We start from the raw sequence: 14,944 nt of genomic DNA, 5'->3' as shown, positions 1-14,944 counted from the left end.
TGAGGCGCGCGCCTTCCCGCAATCACGCCTCTCCCTGCAGCGGCGCGGACCTTCCGCGACCGAACACAGTCCGCCCGAGTCCGAAATGAATCTCCGCAACGTCGCCATCATCGCCCACGTCGACCACGGCAAGACCACCCTGGTGGACCAACTTCTGGCCCAGTCGGGCGTCTTCCGAGCCAATGAGGCGACCACCGAGCGCGCCATGGACTCCAACGACCAGGAGCGCGAGCGCGGCATCACCATCCTGGCCAAATGCACCAGCGTGTTGTGGAATGGCGAGGCGGGCGAGACCCGCATCAACATCATCGACACCCCCGGCCACGCCGACTTCGGCGGCGAGGTGGAGCGCATCCTCGGCATGGTGGACGGCTGCGTCCTGCTCGTCGACGCCGAAGAGGGCGTCATGCCCCAGACCAAATTCGTGCTGACCAAGGCGCTGAAGATGGGCCTGAAGCCGATCCTGTGCATCAACAAGGTCGACCGCGCCCACGCCGACCCGGACCGCGTCCACAACGCCGCCTTCGACCTGTTCGCGGCCATCGGCGCGACCGACGAGCAGCTGGACTTTCCGCACATCTACGCCTCGGGCCGCGCTGGCTGGGCGACGATGGATCTGAACGTCCCCAACGACAACCTCGCCCCGCTGTTCGACCTGATCGTCAAGCATGTGCCGGAGCCCAAGGTCGTCGCCAACAAGGACAAGCCGTTCCAGATCCTGAACGTGCTGATCGAGAGCGATCCCTTCCTCGGCCGTCTGCTGACCGGCCGGATCGAGAGCGGCAAGGCCGTTCCCGGCATGGCCATCAAGGCGCTTGACCGCGAAGGCAAGATCATCGAGCAGGGCCGGATCACCAAGGTGCTGGCCTTCCGCGGCCTGAAGCGCCAGCCTGTGGACGAGTCGGAAGCAGGCGACATCGTCGCCATCGCCGGCATGTCCAAGGCCACCGTGGCCGATACCCTGTGCGCCCTGGAAGTCACCGAGGCCCTGCCGGCCCAGCCGATCGATCCGCCGACCATCTCCATGACCGTCTCGGTCAACGACAGCCCGCTGGCCGGCCGCGAAGGCGACAAGGTCCAGTCGCGCGTGATCCGCGACCGCCTGCTGAAAGAGGCCGAGGCCAACGTCGCCATCCGCGTCACCGAGACGGGCGGCAAGGACGCCTTCGAAGTGGCCGGTCGCGGCGAACTGCAACTGGGCGTGCTGATCGAGAACATGCGCCGCGAAGGCTTCGAACTGTCCATTTCGCGTCCGCGCGTGGTCTATCAGACCGGCGAAAACGGCGAGCGGCTGGAGCCGATCGAGGACGTCGTCATCGACGTCGACGACGAATACACCGGCGTGGTCATCGAGAAGCTGTCGGCCCGCAAGGCCGAGCTGAAGGACATGGGCCCGTCGGGCGCCGGCAAGACGCGTCTGACGCTGAAGTCGCCGTCGCGCTCGCTGATCGGCTACCAGGGCGAATTCCTGACCGACACGCGCGGTTCGGGCGTGCTGAACCGCGTGTTCAGCCACTATGAGCCGCACAAGGGCGCCATCGAGGGCCGCCTGAAGGGCGTGCTGGTCTCGAACGGCGACGGCGAGACCGCCGCCTTCGCCCTGTGGAACCTCGAGGAGCGCGGCGTGATGTTCGTCGGCGCCGGCGAAAAGACCTACCAGGGCATGATCATCGGCGAGAACGCCCGCTGGGACGACCTCGACGTCAACCCGATGAAGGCCAAGCAGCTGAACAATATCCGCGCCTCCGGCAAGGACGAGGCCGTTCGCCTGACACCCCCGCGTCGCCCGTCGCTCGAACAGGCTATCGCCTATATCGAGGAGGACGAGCTGGTCGAGGTGACGCCGAAATCGATCCGCCTGCGCAAACAGGTGCTGAACCCGTCGTTCCGCAAAAAACGTGTGCGCGAGGAGTAATCGCGGCCTTCCGCGAGCCAAAAACGGCCAATTCTGGCCGGGACGGGGTGATTTGGGGGCGGGTGGAACGTCGCCCCTCTCCACCGGTTGCCAGATCGGTGCGGGCCCCACGCCCGCGTAGATCAAGGCAGTTTCCCATGCGAAAGACCGCGCTTCTCACCGGTGTCGCCGGCCTGTTCCTTCTGTCTGCTCCGGCGTTCGCCCAAGACGGCGCCGCCCCGCAGACGCCGCCTGCCGCCCCGCCGACGGCGGCGACCGAGGCTCCCGCGGCTGAAGCCCCGACCCTCTCCCTCCAGCCCGGCATGACCGTGCGCGGCGCGGACGGCGAACTGGGGGTTCTGGTGGGCGCGCGAACGCACGCTGGCGCCCAGCAGCTGACAGTCCAGGGCGCTGACGGCAGCGTGCGCGCCGTCCCCATCGATGGCATCCGTCAGGACGGCGAGGACGTGGTGGTCGATTTCACCGTCGAACAGTATGCCACCGCCGAGGCCGTGACCCCCGCGGCCGCCCCCGCGGATCCGGCGGCCGACACGACGGCCGAGCCCGAGGCGGCCCCCGATGCGGTCACACCGCCGGCTGAGGCCGGCGAACCGATGACCGCCCCGGTTCCGGACCCGACGGTCACACCGCCGGCCCCGACTCCGCCGACCCTGCCGCCCGAGGATACGGCCACGCCGGCTCCCGGCGAAGGTGAGGACGACCCCACCGACCCGTTGGGCTGATCGCATACGAAAAAAGGGCGGCTCCTCGCGGAGCCGCCCTTCCTTCTAGCGTTTGATCAGTCGATCAGCCGCGACGCTTCACCAGTCCCACCAGGAACAGCAGGAGGCAGGCGCCGAGGAAGGCGACCAGCAGGGTGATCAGGTTGAAGCCGCCCACGTCGATGCCCAGAAGGCTGCCGGCGATGAAGCCGCCGAGCAGGGCGCCGACGACGCCGACGATCAAATTGGTCAGCAGGCCGTGATTGCGGCCCATGACCTGTTCAGCCAGCCAGCCGGCGACGATGCCGATTACGATCCAGCCAATGATACCCATGTGGTTCTCCTTCCAAGCCCATTGCTCTGGCGGGGTAATGCGTAGCGGCGGGAACGGTTGCTAAGCTTGGCGCAGAACATCGGTCGATGACTCTCCCCCGTCACGCGAGCCCGGCATGGTGTTTGCCGCGTGGAGGGCGAGCCGTCCCGCATCGGGACAGGCCGGGAACAAGGGGAACTGGGGCCATGGCCACCGACATCGACCTTCATCTCGGACGCCGCCTGCGTCGCCGTCGCCGCCTGCTGGGCCTGACCCAGCAGCAGCTGGCCACCCAGGTCGGCATCCGCTTTCAGCAGATCCAGAAATACGAGTGCGGCGCGAACCGGATCTCGGCCGCCCGCCTGTGGCAGCTGTCCGAGGCGCTGGAGTCGCCGGTCAGCTATTTCTACGACGGGCTCGAAGAAGCCATCGAGCGCCGCGAGGCCGCCAACCAGGGCGGCGAGATGTTTTCCCGCAAGGAAACGCTCGACCTGATACAGGCCTATTATCAGCTGGATGAAAAGCCGCGCCGCCGGCTGCTGGATCTCGCCAAGTCACTGCACACCGACGGCCAGGTCGCCTGAGCCTGACTGCAAATGGCACGGTGACATGAGGGCGGGGCGTGAGTATCCCGCCTGCATGACCGAGTATGAACTGTTCGCCATCGAACTGGCCCGCGAGGCCGCCCGCGTGTCGCTGCCGTATTTTCGCGGGGCGTATGAGCAGATGGACAAGGGCGGAGCCGGCGGCTTCGATCCTGTCACACAGGCGGATCGGGAGGCCGAGGCTGCGATCCGACGGCTGATCGCCGGGCGCTATCCCGATCACGGGGTCATCGGCGAGGAATATGGCGAGGACCGCCCCGACGCAGAGCAGGTCTGGATCCTCGACCCGATCGACGGCACCCGCGCCTTCATCGCCGGCCTGCCGCTGTGGACCAATCTGATCGCGCTGCGGTCGGAGGGTCGTCCGGCCGTGGGGGTGATCGGCCAGCCCTGTCTGGATGAGGTGTTTCTGGGCGGGCCGTCCGGCGCCCGCCTGCTGAAGGGTGGTCATGAGACTCCCCTCGCGGTCCGCGAGTGCGCCCATCTCAATGAGGCCGTTATCGCCACCACCGACCCCGACCTGTTCACCGGCGCTGAGCTGGGGGCCTGGACCCAGGTGCGCGCGGCCGCCCGTCTGGCCCGGCTGGGTTGCGACGCCTATGCCTACGCCATGGTGGCGGCCGGGCGGATCGATCTGGTGGCCGAGAGCGCGCTGAAGGTCTGGGACTGGTCCGCCCTGGTCCCCGTGATCGAGGCCGCGGGGGGGCATGTCAGCAATTGGCGCGGCGGGGCCCCGGACGGGACCGGCCAGATCCTGGCGGTGGGCGACGCCCGGCTGAAGGATCAGGCCTTGGTCGCCTTCCGGCGGGCGGCCCTCTAGGTCGCCGCGATCGGTTCGGTCGTCGGCGGTCCGGGGATCGGCGACAGGTCCTCAATCGGGGAGACATAGGCGCCCATGGCGTCGAACTCCTCGAGGAAGACCCCGCGCAGCTCGTCGGTCTCCATGATGACCTCGTGTTTGGCCCCCGGGATTTCGACATAGCGACCGCGTCCCAATCGGCGGGCGGCCCATTTGCCGGACTGTTTCCAGACCCGGTCGTCCTCGCTGGCCTGGACGATGGCCACGGGCACGCGCACGGATTTCAGGGCCTTGGGCTTCAACGCCCGCTCGCCCGCGTCGAGGGCGAAGGCGAGCCAGCCCCAGGTCGGGCCGCCGACCGCCAGATGGGGGCAGGCGTAGAGCTGCTGCCGCCACTGTTCGTAGCGGCTCTCGTCCGTGGTCAGGGCGTCCTTCTCGAAGGTGTGGTCGAACGGGTCGTCCGGATTGTCGAGGACATAGTCGCCGGCCTTGCCGTGGCGCAGGTTCCAGCGCACCGCCAGTTTGACCGACCACATCGAACGCTTGCCGGTCCGGATGCGCAGCATGGGGCTGGTCAGCAGGGCGCCGGAGAATCGGTCCTCTCCGGCCTGCAAGGTCATCAGGTTCAGCACCCCGCCCATCGAGTGCCCAACCATCACCCAAGGTTTGGGCGCGCGGGCCTCCCAGGCGTCCAGCAGGCGGGCGTAATCGTCGAGAAACTCCTCGACCGCGCGGGCGTGGCCCTTCAATCGATCGGGCAGGAGGCGGGCCGACAGGCCCTGACCGCGCCAATCGTGCGCCAGAACGCACCAGCCGCGGGCGAGGAAATTGCCGATGACCTCGAAATATTTCTCGATCGGCTCGGTGCGACCGGGGCTGAGGATGACGGTTCCGCGCGGCTTGCGGGTGACGAGGGTCGAGGGAGCCCAGAAGGCGGCGCGCAGGCGCAGGCCGCCGGCCCCGCGGAACCACTCGCCGGTCCCGCCCGGAGGCGCGGCGGCGCCCGGGACCCCCATCAGCGGGGCGTTGGCGGCGTAGGCGGCGGCTCGGCTCACTCGGGCTTCCTGAATCTCAAGGTCATGCGGTCACTCTCGCCGATCTCGTCGTACTTCGTCCGGTCGAAGCTCGGGTCCGGCGGCGATCCGCGCGGCGCGGTCAGACCCATGGGCGGCAGGGTCTCAACGCCGAACGGATGATCCTTGGTATCCCTTTCATTCGCGTTGATTTCCGAGGCCGCGACGAAGGCAAAGCCGGCCTCGGCCGCGAGCTGTTTGACGAAGGCTTCCTGGACATAGCCGTTGGCGGCGGTCGGGTCCTGGTCCTTGTCGGGGCCGAGCCGATGCTGTTCGACGCCGAGAGCGCCGCCGGGCCGCAGGGCGGCATAGGCGTCAGCGAAGGCCTTTTCGGCGATCCCGGCCGCCATCCAGGCGTGGATGTTGCGCATGAACAGGACCAGATCGACCGTCCCGGCCTCGGCGACCGGGCCGGAGGTGGGACCGAATTCCGACAATTCGATCTCGCCGTACAGTCGACGATCATTGGTGAATCGCTTCTGGAAGGCGCCGGTCAGCTGGCTCTGGGCCGGGTCGGCGCCCGGGCCGGTCTGGAAGCCGGCGGCGATGTAGCGGCCTTTGCCTTCGGCGAGATAGGGGGCCAGGATCTCGGTCCACCAGCCGCTTCCAGGCCAGAATTCGAGCACCGACATGCGGGGCTGAAGGCCGAAGAAGCGCAAGGTCTCCATCGGATGGCGCCATGGGTCGCGGAGTCGATCCTGGGCGCGCCACGGACCCGCGACGGCCCATTCCAGCGACCCCTTGGGCGGACCGTCGGGCTGGGGCGGGGGCTCGGCCGTCTTCTCGCGGCCGCAGCCCGAGAGGGCCAGCAGGGCGGTCGCGCCGAAAAGCACGCTCCGGCGCGACGCTAGCGGTCGCCAGACCTCGGTTCGTTCAGCCATTCACGTCCCCCGCGGCGCGTCGGCGCCGTACGGTTCGTCCCCGTTCTCGACGGGCTTAACCTTGTTCCGGTATGCGGTCAAAGCGGTTGCGGCCTCAGCCGGCATCAGGCCGGCTTGCGGAAACGCAGGGTCATCCGGTCGCTTTCGCCGATCGCGTCGAAGGCGGCGCGCTCGTCTTCTGTCAGCGGCGTCGGCCGGTCGATGGTATTGCCCTCGCGCGGCGCGCTGACCCGGGTCGGCGGCAGCGTCCAGACCCCAAACGGATGCTCGTGATCATCCGCGGGGTTGGCGTTCAGCTCGCTGCGGGCGTCGAGCACAAAGCCCGCAGCGACGGCGGCGCGAATGACGTGGCTCTCCGGCACATAGCCGGTCGGCGCGGTCTGGTCCGGGTTCAGCCCCTCGCCGCTGCGATGCTGTTCCACCGTCAGGACGCCGCCCGGCTTCAGCGCCTTGAAGAAGGCGGCGAGATAGGGCCCCGTCCGTCCGGCGCGATGCCAGTTGTGGAAGGCGCGAGCGACGACGACCATGTCGGCTGTGCCGTCGGCGACGCCCATGCCTTCGAGCGGGCGATTGACAGGAACATAGGTTCCGCCGGTCGCGGCGGCATAGGGCTCGAGGATGTTGCGCCACCAGCCTGCGCGGCCCGGTTCGATCTCGACCACCGTAGATCCGGGGGTCAGGCCCCAGAAGGTCAGGGTCTCGAATGGATGGCGATAGACGTCGCGCGCCACATCGGCGGCCGGCCGGGCGGGGGAGGCGACGGCGGTCTGGAGGGCGACATCCTCCTGCGGTACGGGCGGCGTCATCGCGGCCCGGCGGGCGGTGCGTTGTCCGGGGGTCTCATCCAGCGCGGGCAGGGCGGGGAAGGTCTGGGCGGCGGCCATGGCCGGCAGGGCCAGGGCGGCGGTCATGGCGAGAACGAGCAGGCGCAAGGGGCGTCTCCATGGATTGGGCGAGCCGGCAAACCCTGCGGGGTTCGGCCCGGGGCCGCAAGTCACGATGCCGGGCAGGCGACAGATTGAAGCGGGAATAATCCCCGGCCTCGACCTCTTGACGGCCGTTCCAGCCATCCCACATCTGCTCCCGAGGACGCCGATATCGGGTCCTCCAGACCGGCGGGGCCGACCTCGGGCCGCCGGGGCTGATCTCCCACCACCGGTCCGGGCATCAAACCGCGGGACCGGTTCAACCTTGCTGATCCCCAGGAGGATGACCCATGCGTACCTATGATTTCACCCCGCTGTACCGTTCCGCCGTCGGCTTCGACCGTCTGGCCGGCCTGCTGGAAAGCGCCGCGCGCACCAGCCAGGAGAACGGCTGGCCGCCCTACAACATCGAGACCACGGGCGAGAACGCCTATCGCATCGAGATCGCCGTCGCCGGCTTCCGGCCCGACGAACTGACGCTGGAGGTGAAGGAAAACCTGCTCACCGTCACCGGCCGCAAGACCGCCAATGACGACGGCGAGGGGCGGAACTTCCTGCACCGCGGCCTCGCCGAGCGCGATTTCGAGCGCCGCTTCCAGCTGGCCGACTATGTCATCGTCAAGACCGCCGATCTGGTCAACGGCCTGCTGTCGATCGAACTGGAGCGCGAGCTGCCGGAAGCGCTGAAGCCCCGCCGCATCGAGATCGGCTCGGGTCAGACGCTGATCGAAGGCAAGAAGGGCAAGGCCGCCTAGGCGGCGAAGTTCTTGAACACCGCGAAGGGGGTGGCGTCCGCGCCGCCCCCTTTTCCGCATCAGGCGACAGCGTCGATGTCCATGCCCTGCGCCCCGGCGACGATGGCCCCGGTCAGATCGGCCTGGCGCAGACAGGCCCCGCGCAGGATGGCGCGGCTCAGGTCGGCGTCGGTCAGATTGGCCTGTTTCAGATCGGCGCCGGACAGGTCGGTTCCCTTCAGACAGGCGCCGGTCAGGTCGGCGGGCAGCAGGCGATCGGCGGCGATCATCAGCGGGCCGAGCTGGGCCTGACGCAGGTCCGCCCCGTTGAGCCGCGCCCCGGCCAGGCGGGCGCCGCGCAGATCGGCCCCCCTGAGATTGACCGACCGCAGGTCGGCCCCCTCCAGATGGGCGCCCTGAAGCTGGACGCCCTCCATGTCGAGGCCGTAGAAGACCGCGCCCTTGGCCGACAGGGCGGTCAGATTGTAGCCGGTGATCGACCGCAGGGCCCGCAGGTCAACGCCGTCGAACACCGAGGGCTGACCCGCGCCCCCGCCGGTCTCGCACCAGAGGGCGTGTTCGGCCAGCATGTCGGCGGCGGGCATCTTGTCGACCGGGCTGCCGGCGGAGCGGTTGTCGGTCAGGGCTCCGGCCATGTCCGCGCCGTCTGTGCGCCACATGGCGGTCCGTGCGCCGACCAGCACGGCGTCGCGCAGGTCCGCCCCGGTCAGATCGGCCCCGGACAGGTCGGCGCCGGCGAGGTCCGCGCCGCGGAAGCTGGCCTGCTTCAGATTGGCCCGGACCAGCTTGCAGTCCTTCATGATGGCGTCGGAGAAGTCGGCGGCGACGGCGACGATGCCGGTCAGCTTGGAGCGCTGGAGATTGGCGCCGGCCAGACAGGCTCCTGTCGCCTGGGTGTCGCTGCGGTGACGGGCCTCGATGACGCGAAAGCCGAGACGGGAGTCGGCGGCGGCGATGGTGCCTTCGCGCAGGTCGGCCTCGAACAGGTCGGCCCCGGTCAGGTTGGCGCCGCGCAGACAGGCGCCGCGCAGGTCGGCGCGCCGCAGGCTGGCGTCAACGAAGGTCGCATCCTGCATGTCCGCGCCAAAGAAGGTGGCGTTGTCGAGGCGTGAGCCTGTCAGGTCGGCGCCGATCAGGCAGGCGGCGGCGAAGTCGGCGTCGGCGAGGTTGCGGCCGGCCAGCGACAGGCCCGACAGGTCGAGCCAGGCGAAGACGGCGCGGGCGCCCCCGGGCTTGGCCTGCCAGAGGCGGTCGTGCCGGGCGCAGATCGCGTCCAGTTCCTTCTGATCGATCCGTCTCCGGACAACTGGCGCGGCGGCTGCTGACATTGTCCCGCTATGGCACGCGCCGCTTAAGGAAGACTGAAATGGTTACCGGGGTCAGGGCGTCAACAGACCCTGGTCGGCGAGGGCGTCGGCCAGTTCGCCCGGACCGACCCAGACGCGGGTGTAGCCGGCCTCGCCGAGCCGCTTCAGTTCGGTGGTCAGATCGGCCTTGGGCGAGGCGGCGAAGCGGGCGTCGAAGCCTTCGCCGTCGTCGCTCACCCGGACCATCGGGCGGCCGGTCTCGACACGGTGCAGATAGCCTTCGTAGAGCACGGCGGCGTCCTGGGCGAGCAGGCCGGTCTCGACCTCCAGCCCCGCCTTGCGCAGCCGTTCGACGCCGCGGCCCGAGGCGAAGGGCGAGGGGTCGACGGCGGCGACGACGACGCGCGCGACGCCCGACTCCATCAGGAAGTGCGAGCAGGAGGTGCGGCCCGACGAGCGGGCGCCGCAGGGCTCCATGGTGACATAGGCGGTGGCGCCCTTCGCCCGGTCGCCGGCGGCGGGGACGGCCTGTTCCTCGGCGTGGGGCCGGCCGCCGGGGGCGGTCGCCGCCTCGGCGACGACCTCGCCGTCTCTGACGATGACGCAGCCGACCGCGGGATTCGGCCAGGTCTGGCCCATTTGTCCCCGGGCCAGGGCGATGGCCCGGCCCATGAAGCGGATGTCGTCGGAGGCGGCCCGGGCGTCGCTCATGGCTCAGGCTCCCGGCAGGGGCGGCAGGTCGGTCGCCCGGTCCGCGTCGAGGTAGCGGGCGGCGGTCGGCTTGAGGTCGGCGTCGAGCTCGATCTCCAGCGGGTTGCCGGTGGGGATTTCGACGCCGACGATCCGGTCGTCCGGCACGGCGAACAGCAGTTTGACGATGGCCCGGAGGGAGTTGCCGTGCGCGGCGATCAGCAGGTCCTCGCCGGCCCTGAGGCGCGGGGCGATCTCGGCGTCCCAATAGGGGCCGACCCGCTCGAGCGTGGTCTTCAGGCTCTCGGTGTCGGGGATGGCTTGGCCGGCGTAGCGGGGGTCGGCGGTGAAGTCGTACTCGCCGCCGGGGGCCAGCGGCGGCGGCGGCACGTCATAGCTGCGACGCCAGATCCTGACCTGGTCCTCGCCGTGCTTCGCGGCGGTCTCGGCCTTGTTCAGCCCGGTCAGGCCGCCGTAGTGGCGCTCGTTGAGGCGCCAGTCCTCGACCACCGGCACATCCTTCAGATCGGCCGAGGCGAGGGCCAGGGCGCCGGTGCGTCTGGCGCGCTTCAGGACCGAGGTGAACATGGCGTCGGGGATGAAGCCGGCATCGGCGATCAGTTCGCCGCCGCGCCGCGCCTCGGCCTCGCCCTGTTCGGTCAGGTCGACGTCGACCCAGCCGGTGAAGCGGTTCTCGAGGTTCCACTGGCTCTGGCCGTGGCGCAGCAGGATCAGGCGGGGCATTCAGGTCTCCGTCGGGCGTCGTCCGGGGGTAGGCCCGGGGCTGTAACCGGTCAAGGTTGGAAGGTTTGTCGGCAACGCCGCGCCCATACCGCCGTTCCCGTTTGTTGTGACGGCCCGGTCGCCTGTCTATACCGGGCGCCCGTCAGCAAGGACCCCGTCATGACCAAGCCCCGCCAGGATCTTCGCCCCAACACGGCCGAGTATGAGACCGTGCCGCTGGTGAAGCCGACGGGCTTCCGCGAGTACGACGCGCGCTGGATCCTCGAGACGGAGATCAACCTGCTGGGCCTGCAGGCCCTGGGACTGGGGCTGGCGACCTATGTCCACGAGGTCGGCCAGCGCCCGCGCATCGTCGTCGGCCACGACTACCGGGCCTATTCGCTGTCGGTGAAGCAGGCGCTGACCCTGGGCTTGCTGGAGGGCGGGATGGAGGTGGTCGACATCGGCCTGGCCCTGTCGCCGATGGCCTATTTCGCCCAGTTCGAGCTGGACTGTCCGTGCGTCGCCATGGTCACCGCCAGCCACAACGAGAACGGCTGGACCGGGGTCAAGATGGGGGCGCAGCCGCCGCTGACCTTCGGCCCGGACGAGATCGGCCGGCTGAAGGCCATCGTGCTGAACGGCGAGGGCGTGAGCCGCGACGGCGGCCGGCTGATCCGGGTCGAGGACTTCCGCGAGCGCTATATCGCCGACATCGTCTCGAAGACGAAACTGACCCGCAAGATCAAGGTGGTGGCGGCCTGCGGCAACGGCACGGCCGGCGCCTTCGCCCCCGAGGCCCTGCGCCGCATGGGCGCCGAGGTGATCGAGATGGACACCGAGCTGGACTACACCTTCCCCAAATACAACCCGAACCCCGAAGACCACGCCATGCTGATGCAGATGGCGGCCAGGGTGCGCGAGACGGGGGCCGATCTGGCGCTGGGCTTCGACGGCGACGGCGACCGCTGCGGCGTGGTCGACGATACGGGCGAGGAGATCTTCGCCGACAAGATCGGCCTGATGCTGGGCCGCGATCTGTCGGCCCTGCACCCCAACGCGACCTTCGTCGTCGATGTGAAATCGACCGGCCTGTACAAGACCGACGCGGTGCTGAAGGCCAATGGCGCGACCACCGTCTACTGGAAGACCGGCCACAGCTATATCAAGCGCAAGACGGCCGAGCTGGGCGCGCTGGCCGGGTTCGAGAAGTCGGGCCATTTCTTCTTCAATGCCCCGCTGGGGCACGGTTATGACGACGGCATCGTCGCGGCCGGAGCGGTGCTGGCGATGCTGGACCGCAATCCGGGCAAGACGCTGAGCGAGCTGAAGGCGGCCCTGCCGGACGCCTGGACCAGCCTGACGATGTCGCCGCACTGCGACGACGAGCTCAAATACGAGGTGCTGGAGCGGATCGTCGCCGAGTATCAGGCGCTGGCCGATGCGGGCGGCTCGATCCTTGGGCGTCGGATCGTCGAGGCGATCACCGTCAACGGGGTGCGCGTGCATCTGGAGGACGGATCGTGGGTGCTGGTGCGGGCCTCGTCGAACAAGCCGGAGCTGGTCGTGGTGGTCGAGAGCATGCGGTCGGAAGACGACATGCGGGCCCTGTTCCGCGACGAGGTGAAGCCGCGGCTGGCGAAATACCCCGAGATCGGCGCCTACAACCAGGAAATCTGAGACCCTGTGACAGGGTCGGCGAAAAATGGCCAAACCCTGCCATCCCGACACTCTGAGACGGCCCGGCGATCGGGCGCCTGGCCCGCATGAAGACGGAACGGAGCCGGTTCCTGACGCGGAAACGGCGGCGACTGACTGTCAAAGACCCTCCCCGTGGAGACGAGGGCATTCAAGCACGGCGATACGTCAGATGCGGACGCATCCCGGAGAGGCCGCTGGCGCCGGGCGCCCGGGATGACAGGGTCTGACCGGGTTTGACCGGAATGGCAGGGTAGCGGAGGATCGGGTTCGATCCCGGCGATCACGCCACCGCGAGCAGTCCGATCAGGCCGAGGGCCAGGCCGATCAGGGCCAGCAGCGACAGGGTGACGACGGCGGCGATGCGCGGGCCCGAGCGGACCACGGCGCGGGCGTCGGTGCTGAGGCCCAGCGCGGCCATGGCCAGCACCGTCAGGGCGGTGGTGATCCAGCGGAGGACCGGCAGAACGTCGGCCGGGATCAGTCCGAGAGAGCGCGCACCCATCATCAGCAGGAAGCCGACGATGAACCACGGCAGCAGATGGCCGAGCGGCAGGCGGCGCGGCGGGGCCCCGGCGCTTGCGCCCGCCTGTGACCGCCCGCGCAGGGCGACGATGACGGCGAGGGCGAGGCAGACCGGGCCCAGCATCAGCACCCGGACCAGCTTGATCAGGGTCCCGGCCTGGTTGGCCACGGCGCCGACGGGCACGGTCGCGGCCAGAACCTGGGGCACGGCGTAGACCGTCAGGCCGGCGAGGGTGCCGTACTGCACCTCGCTCATCGCCAGGGCGTCGCCGAGCAGCGGCAGGGTCAGGACGACGACGATCCCCAGAACGGCGGTGAAGGCGATCGCCGCCGAGACATCCTCGGCGTCGGCGTCGATCACCGGAGCCACGGCGGCGATGGCCGAGTTGCCGCAGATGGCGTTGCCGCAAGCGATCAGCACCGCCATGCGACGCGGCAGGCGCAGCAGTCGGCCGATGCCGTAGCTGACGCCGATGGCAAGGGTGACGACCACCGCCGTGCCCAGCAGCAGTCCCGGCCCGATGGCGATTACGGTGGCGGCGCTGACCGAGGCGCCGAGCAGGACGACGGCGACCTCCAGCAGGGTGCGGGCGCTGAACTCGATCCCCGGGCGGAGAGCGGCCGGGGGCGTCCAAAGCGAACGGACCACGGCGCCGATTAATATGGCCAGCACGACGGCGTCGACCCAGCCGCGCCCCAACAGCCGCAGCTCAAGCGCCTGCACGGCGACGGCCGCCACGGCGACGGCGACGCAGGCGAGAAGGCCGGGGATCAGGGACAGGACGCCGGACGGTCGGGCGAGAATCATCGGGTCAGACTGCGCCGGACCGGCGCCGGGTTCCATGCCCCAATTTCAGCGGCCATGGGCCTGTCGTCGGTGTGGCACGGAAACGGCCTGTTCGCGTTGTTTGACGATGTCCCGTATCCCGCCTGCCTTCGCCGCCAGCATCATCGAGCACATGCGCGGCTACGCCATCGCCTCGCTGACGGAAGATGGGGTCGTCACCACCTGGCTGGCGGACGCAGAGACCATCACGGGTTTCAGCCGTCGGGAGGCCGAGGGCATGAATATTGCGGCCCTGTTTACCGAGGCGGATCGGGCTGCAGGAGCGCATCTCGTTGAAATCCGGCAGGCGCTGGAGACCGGACGGTACGAGGACTCGCGTTGGCATCTGCGCAAGGACGGCAGCCGCTTCTGGGCCAACGGCCTGACCCTGCCCCTCCTGGATGGCGAGGCGGCGGTCATGAAGGTCTTCCGCGACGAGACCCCGCTGAAGGAGGCGGACGATCAGCGCATCCTGCTGCTCAATGAGCTGAACCACCGCGTCAAGAATTCGCTGGCCACGGTGCAGTCGGTGGTCGAGCAGACCCTGCGGTCCGCGGGCGTCGACGCCTCGGTGCGCAACGAACTGGTCAACCGCATCCTGGCGCTGTCGAGGGCGCACAATGTGCTGGTGGACCAGAACTGGGCCGGCGCCGACCTTGAAGTCATCATCCGCGACGTGATCCGCGCCCACGAGAGGCCGTCGCCCCGGTTCCACCTTGAGGGAGCCAGGGTCCAACTGCATCCTTCGCAAGCCGTCACCCTGTCGCTTGTGCTGCACGAACTGGTGACGAACGCGGTCAAGTATGGCGCCCTGTCGGTCATGGACGGGCGCGTCGACATCGACTGGAACCTGGCCCACGACTCGGCGGGGGTCCGCTTCCTCACCCTGCTGTGGCAGGAGCGTGGAGGCCCTGCAGTGACCCCGCCCACGCGAAAGGGCTTCGGGACGCGCCTGCTGGCCAGCGCCTTCAGCCAGCAGAGCGGCAAGGCTGTGGTCCATTTCGAACCGGACGGCGTGAGAGCCGTCTTCTCCCTCCGCCTGCTCGACGAGACGCCCGCCATCCCGATGGCTGTGGGGGAGGGGCCGGCGCTCTAGGTTCTGGACTCATAAGCCCTGAGCCAGAGGCGTGTTGAGGCGAGCAGGACGGCGGCGAGGAAGTTGCGGGCCAGCTTGTCGAAGCGGGTGGCGATGCGGCGGAAGTGCTTG

General features: G+C 69.2%; 15 protein-coding genes and 1 pseudogene. 7 read left to right on the top strand and 9 right to left on the bottom strand.

The annotated features are described in order from the left end of the window. Positions 1-85 precede the first annotated feature (85 nt). Positions 86-1,915, top strand: a complete 1,830-nt coding sequence (typA, locus tag ACK4JY_RS11470; protein ID WP_409605788.1) for a translational GTPase TypA — start codon at positions 86-88, stop codon at positions 1,913-1,915. 137 nt (positions 1,916-2,052) lie between these two features. Continuing rightward, a complete protein-coding gene (locus ACK4JY_RS11465) occupies positions 2,053-2,637 on the top strand; it encodes a hypothetical protein (RefSeq protein ID WP_409605786.1) in 585 nt (194 codons plus the stop codon). 64 nt (positions 2,638-2,701) lie between these two features. On the opposite strand, the gene ACK4JY_RS11460 is transcribed toward ACK4JY_RS11465, so the two are convergent. Next, positions 2,702-2,950: a GlsB/YeaQ/YmgE family stress response membrane protein gene (locus ACK4JY_RS11460; protein ID WP_409605784.1), complete on the bottom strand. Its 249-nt coding sequence runs from the start codon at positions 2,948-2,950 to the stop codon at positions 2,702-2,704. Between the two features lie 185 nt (positions 2,951-3,135). On the opposite strand from ACK4JY_RS11460, the gene ACK4JY_RS11455 reads away from it, so the two are divergent. Continuing rightward, the gene (locus ACK4JY_RS11455) at positions 3,136-3,513 is read left to right on the top strand and encodes a helix-turn-helix domain-containing protein (protein ID WP_409605782.1); all 378 of its coding nucleotides are present in this window, start codon (positions 3,136-3,138) and stop codon (positions 3,511-3,513) included. A gap of 55 nt (positions 3,514-3,568) precedes the next feature. Further along, a complete protein-coding gene (gene hisN / locus ACK4JY_RS11450) occupies positions 3,569-4,354 on the top strand; it encodes a histidinol-phosphatase (protein WP_409605780.1) in 786 nt (261 codons plus the stop codon). Here the strand turns inward: hisN and ACK4JY_RS11445 are convergent. From ACK4JY_RS11445 to ACK4JY_RS11435, 3 genes are all read right to left on the bottom strand, one after another. After that, positions 4,351-5,388, bottom strand: coding sequence for an alpha/beta fold hydrolase (locus ACK4JY_RS11445; RefSeq protein ID WP_409605778.1), 1,038 nt, complete (start codon positions 5,386-5,388; stop codon positions 4,351-4,353). The genes hisN and ACK4JY_RS11445 overlap by 4 nt on opposite strands. Beyond that, complete coding sequence (locus tag ACK4JY_RS11440) at positions 5,385-6,287, bottom strand: class I SAM-dependent methyltransferase (protein WP_409605776.1); 903 nt, start codon at positions 6,285-6,287, stop codon at positions 5,385-5,387. Before ACK4JY_RS11440 ends, ACK4JY_RS11445 begins: the two co-directional genes overlap by 4 nt. A gap of 104 nt (positions 6,288-6,391) precedes the next feature. Beyond that, positions 6,392-7,198, bottom strand: coding sequence for a class I SAM-dependent methyltransferase (locus ACK4JY_RS11435; RefSeq protein ID WP_409605919.1), 807 nt, complete (start codon positions 7,196-7,198; stop codon positions 6,392-6,394). A gap of 305 nt (positions 7,199-7,503) precedes the next feature. Here ACK4JY_RS11435 and ACK4JY_RS11430 point away from each other — a divergent pair, with 305 nt between their 5' ends. Next, a complete protein-coding gene (locus ACK4JY_RS11430) occupies positions 7,504-7,968 on the top strand; it encodes an Hsp20 family protein (RefSeq protein WP_409605774.1) in 465 nt (154 codons plus the stop codon). A gap of 59 nt (positions 7,969-8,027) precedes the next feature. On the opposite strand, the gene ACK4JY_RS11425 is transcribed toward ACK4JY_RS11430, so the two are convergent. From ACK4JY_RS11425 to gpmA, 3 genes are read right to left on the bottom strand one after another with little or no spacing between them, the layout of a single operon-like run. Continuing rightward, a complete protein-coding gene (locus ACK4JY_RS11425; protein WP_409605772.1) occupies positions 8,028-9,296 on the bottom strand; it encodes a pentapeptide repeat-containing protein in 1,269 nt (422 codons plus the stop codon). Between the two features lie 51 nt (positions 9,297-9,347). Continuing rightward, the gene (ribD, locus tag ACK4JY_RS11420) at positions 9,348-9,986 is read right to left on the bottom strand and encodes a bifunctional diaminohydroxyphosphoribosylaminopyrimidine deaminase/5-amino-6-(5-phosphoribosylamino)uracil reductase RibD (protein ID WP_409605770.1); all 639 of its coding nucleotides are present in this window, start codon (positions 9,984-9,986) and stop codon (positions 9,348-9,350) included. Positions 9,987-9,989: 3 nt separating this feature from the next. Beyond that, a complete protein-coding gene (gene gpmA / locus ACK4JY_RS11415; RefSeq protein WP_409605768.1) occupies positions 9,990-10,709 on the bottom strand; it encodes a 2,3-diphosphoglycerate-dependent phosphoglycerate mutase in 720 nt (239 codons plus the stop codon). 159 nt (positions 10,710-10,868) lie between these two features. Here gpmA and ACK4JY_RS11410 point away from each other — a divergent pair, with 159 nt between their 5' ends. Then, positions 10,869-12,368 carry a phosphomannomutase/phosphoglucomutase gene (locus tag ACK4JY_RS11410; RefSeq protein WP_409605766.1) on the top strand — a complete coding sequence of 500 codons (1,500 nt, stop codon included), beginning with the start codon at positions 10,869-10,871 and terminating at the stop codon, positions 12,366-12,368. A 301-nt stretch (positions 12,369-12,669) separates the two neighbouring features. Here the strand turns inward: ACK4JY_RS11410 and ACK4JY_RS11405 are convergent, their stop codons facing one another. After that, positions 12,670-13,755, bottom strand: a complete 1,086-nt coding sequence (locus tag ACK4JY_RS11405) for a YeiH family protein (RefSeq protein ID WP_409605764.1) — start codon at positions 13,753-13,755, stop codon at positions 12,670-12,672. Between the two features lie 70 nt (positions 13,756-13,825). Here ACK4JY_RS11405 and ACK4JY_RS11400 point away from each other — a divergent pair, with 70 nt between their 5' ends. Then, positions 13,826-14,833 (top strand): sensor histidine kinase, encoded by a 1,008-nt coding sequence (locus ACK4JY_RS11400; RefSeq protein ID WP_409605917.1) that lies wholly within the window; start codon positions 13,826-13,828, stop codon positions 14,831-14,833. Here the strand turns inward: ACK4JY_RS11400 and ACK4JY_RS11395 are convergent. After that, a pseudogene (locus ACK4JY_RS11395) lies at positions 14,830-14,944 on the bottom strand (IS5/IS1182 family transposase); the annotation flags it as partial. The gene ACK4JY_RS11400 and the pseudogene ACK4JY_RS11395 sit on opposite strands and share 4 nt — an antisense overlap.

It is taken from the genome of Brevundimonas sp., from assembly GCF_046295595.1.
GTDB lineage: Bacteria > Pseudomonadota > Alphaproteobacteria > Caulobacterales > Caulobacteraceae > Brevundimonas.
The sequence above is the reverse complement of the archived record's forward strand: the minus strand, read 5'-3'. Positions and strand labels throughout refer to the sequence as shown.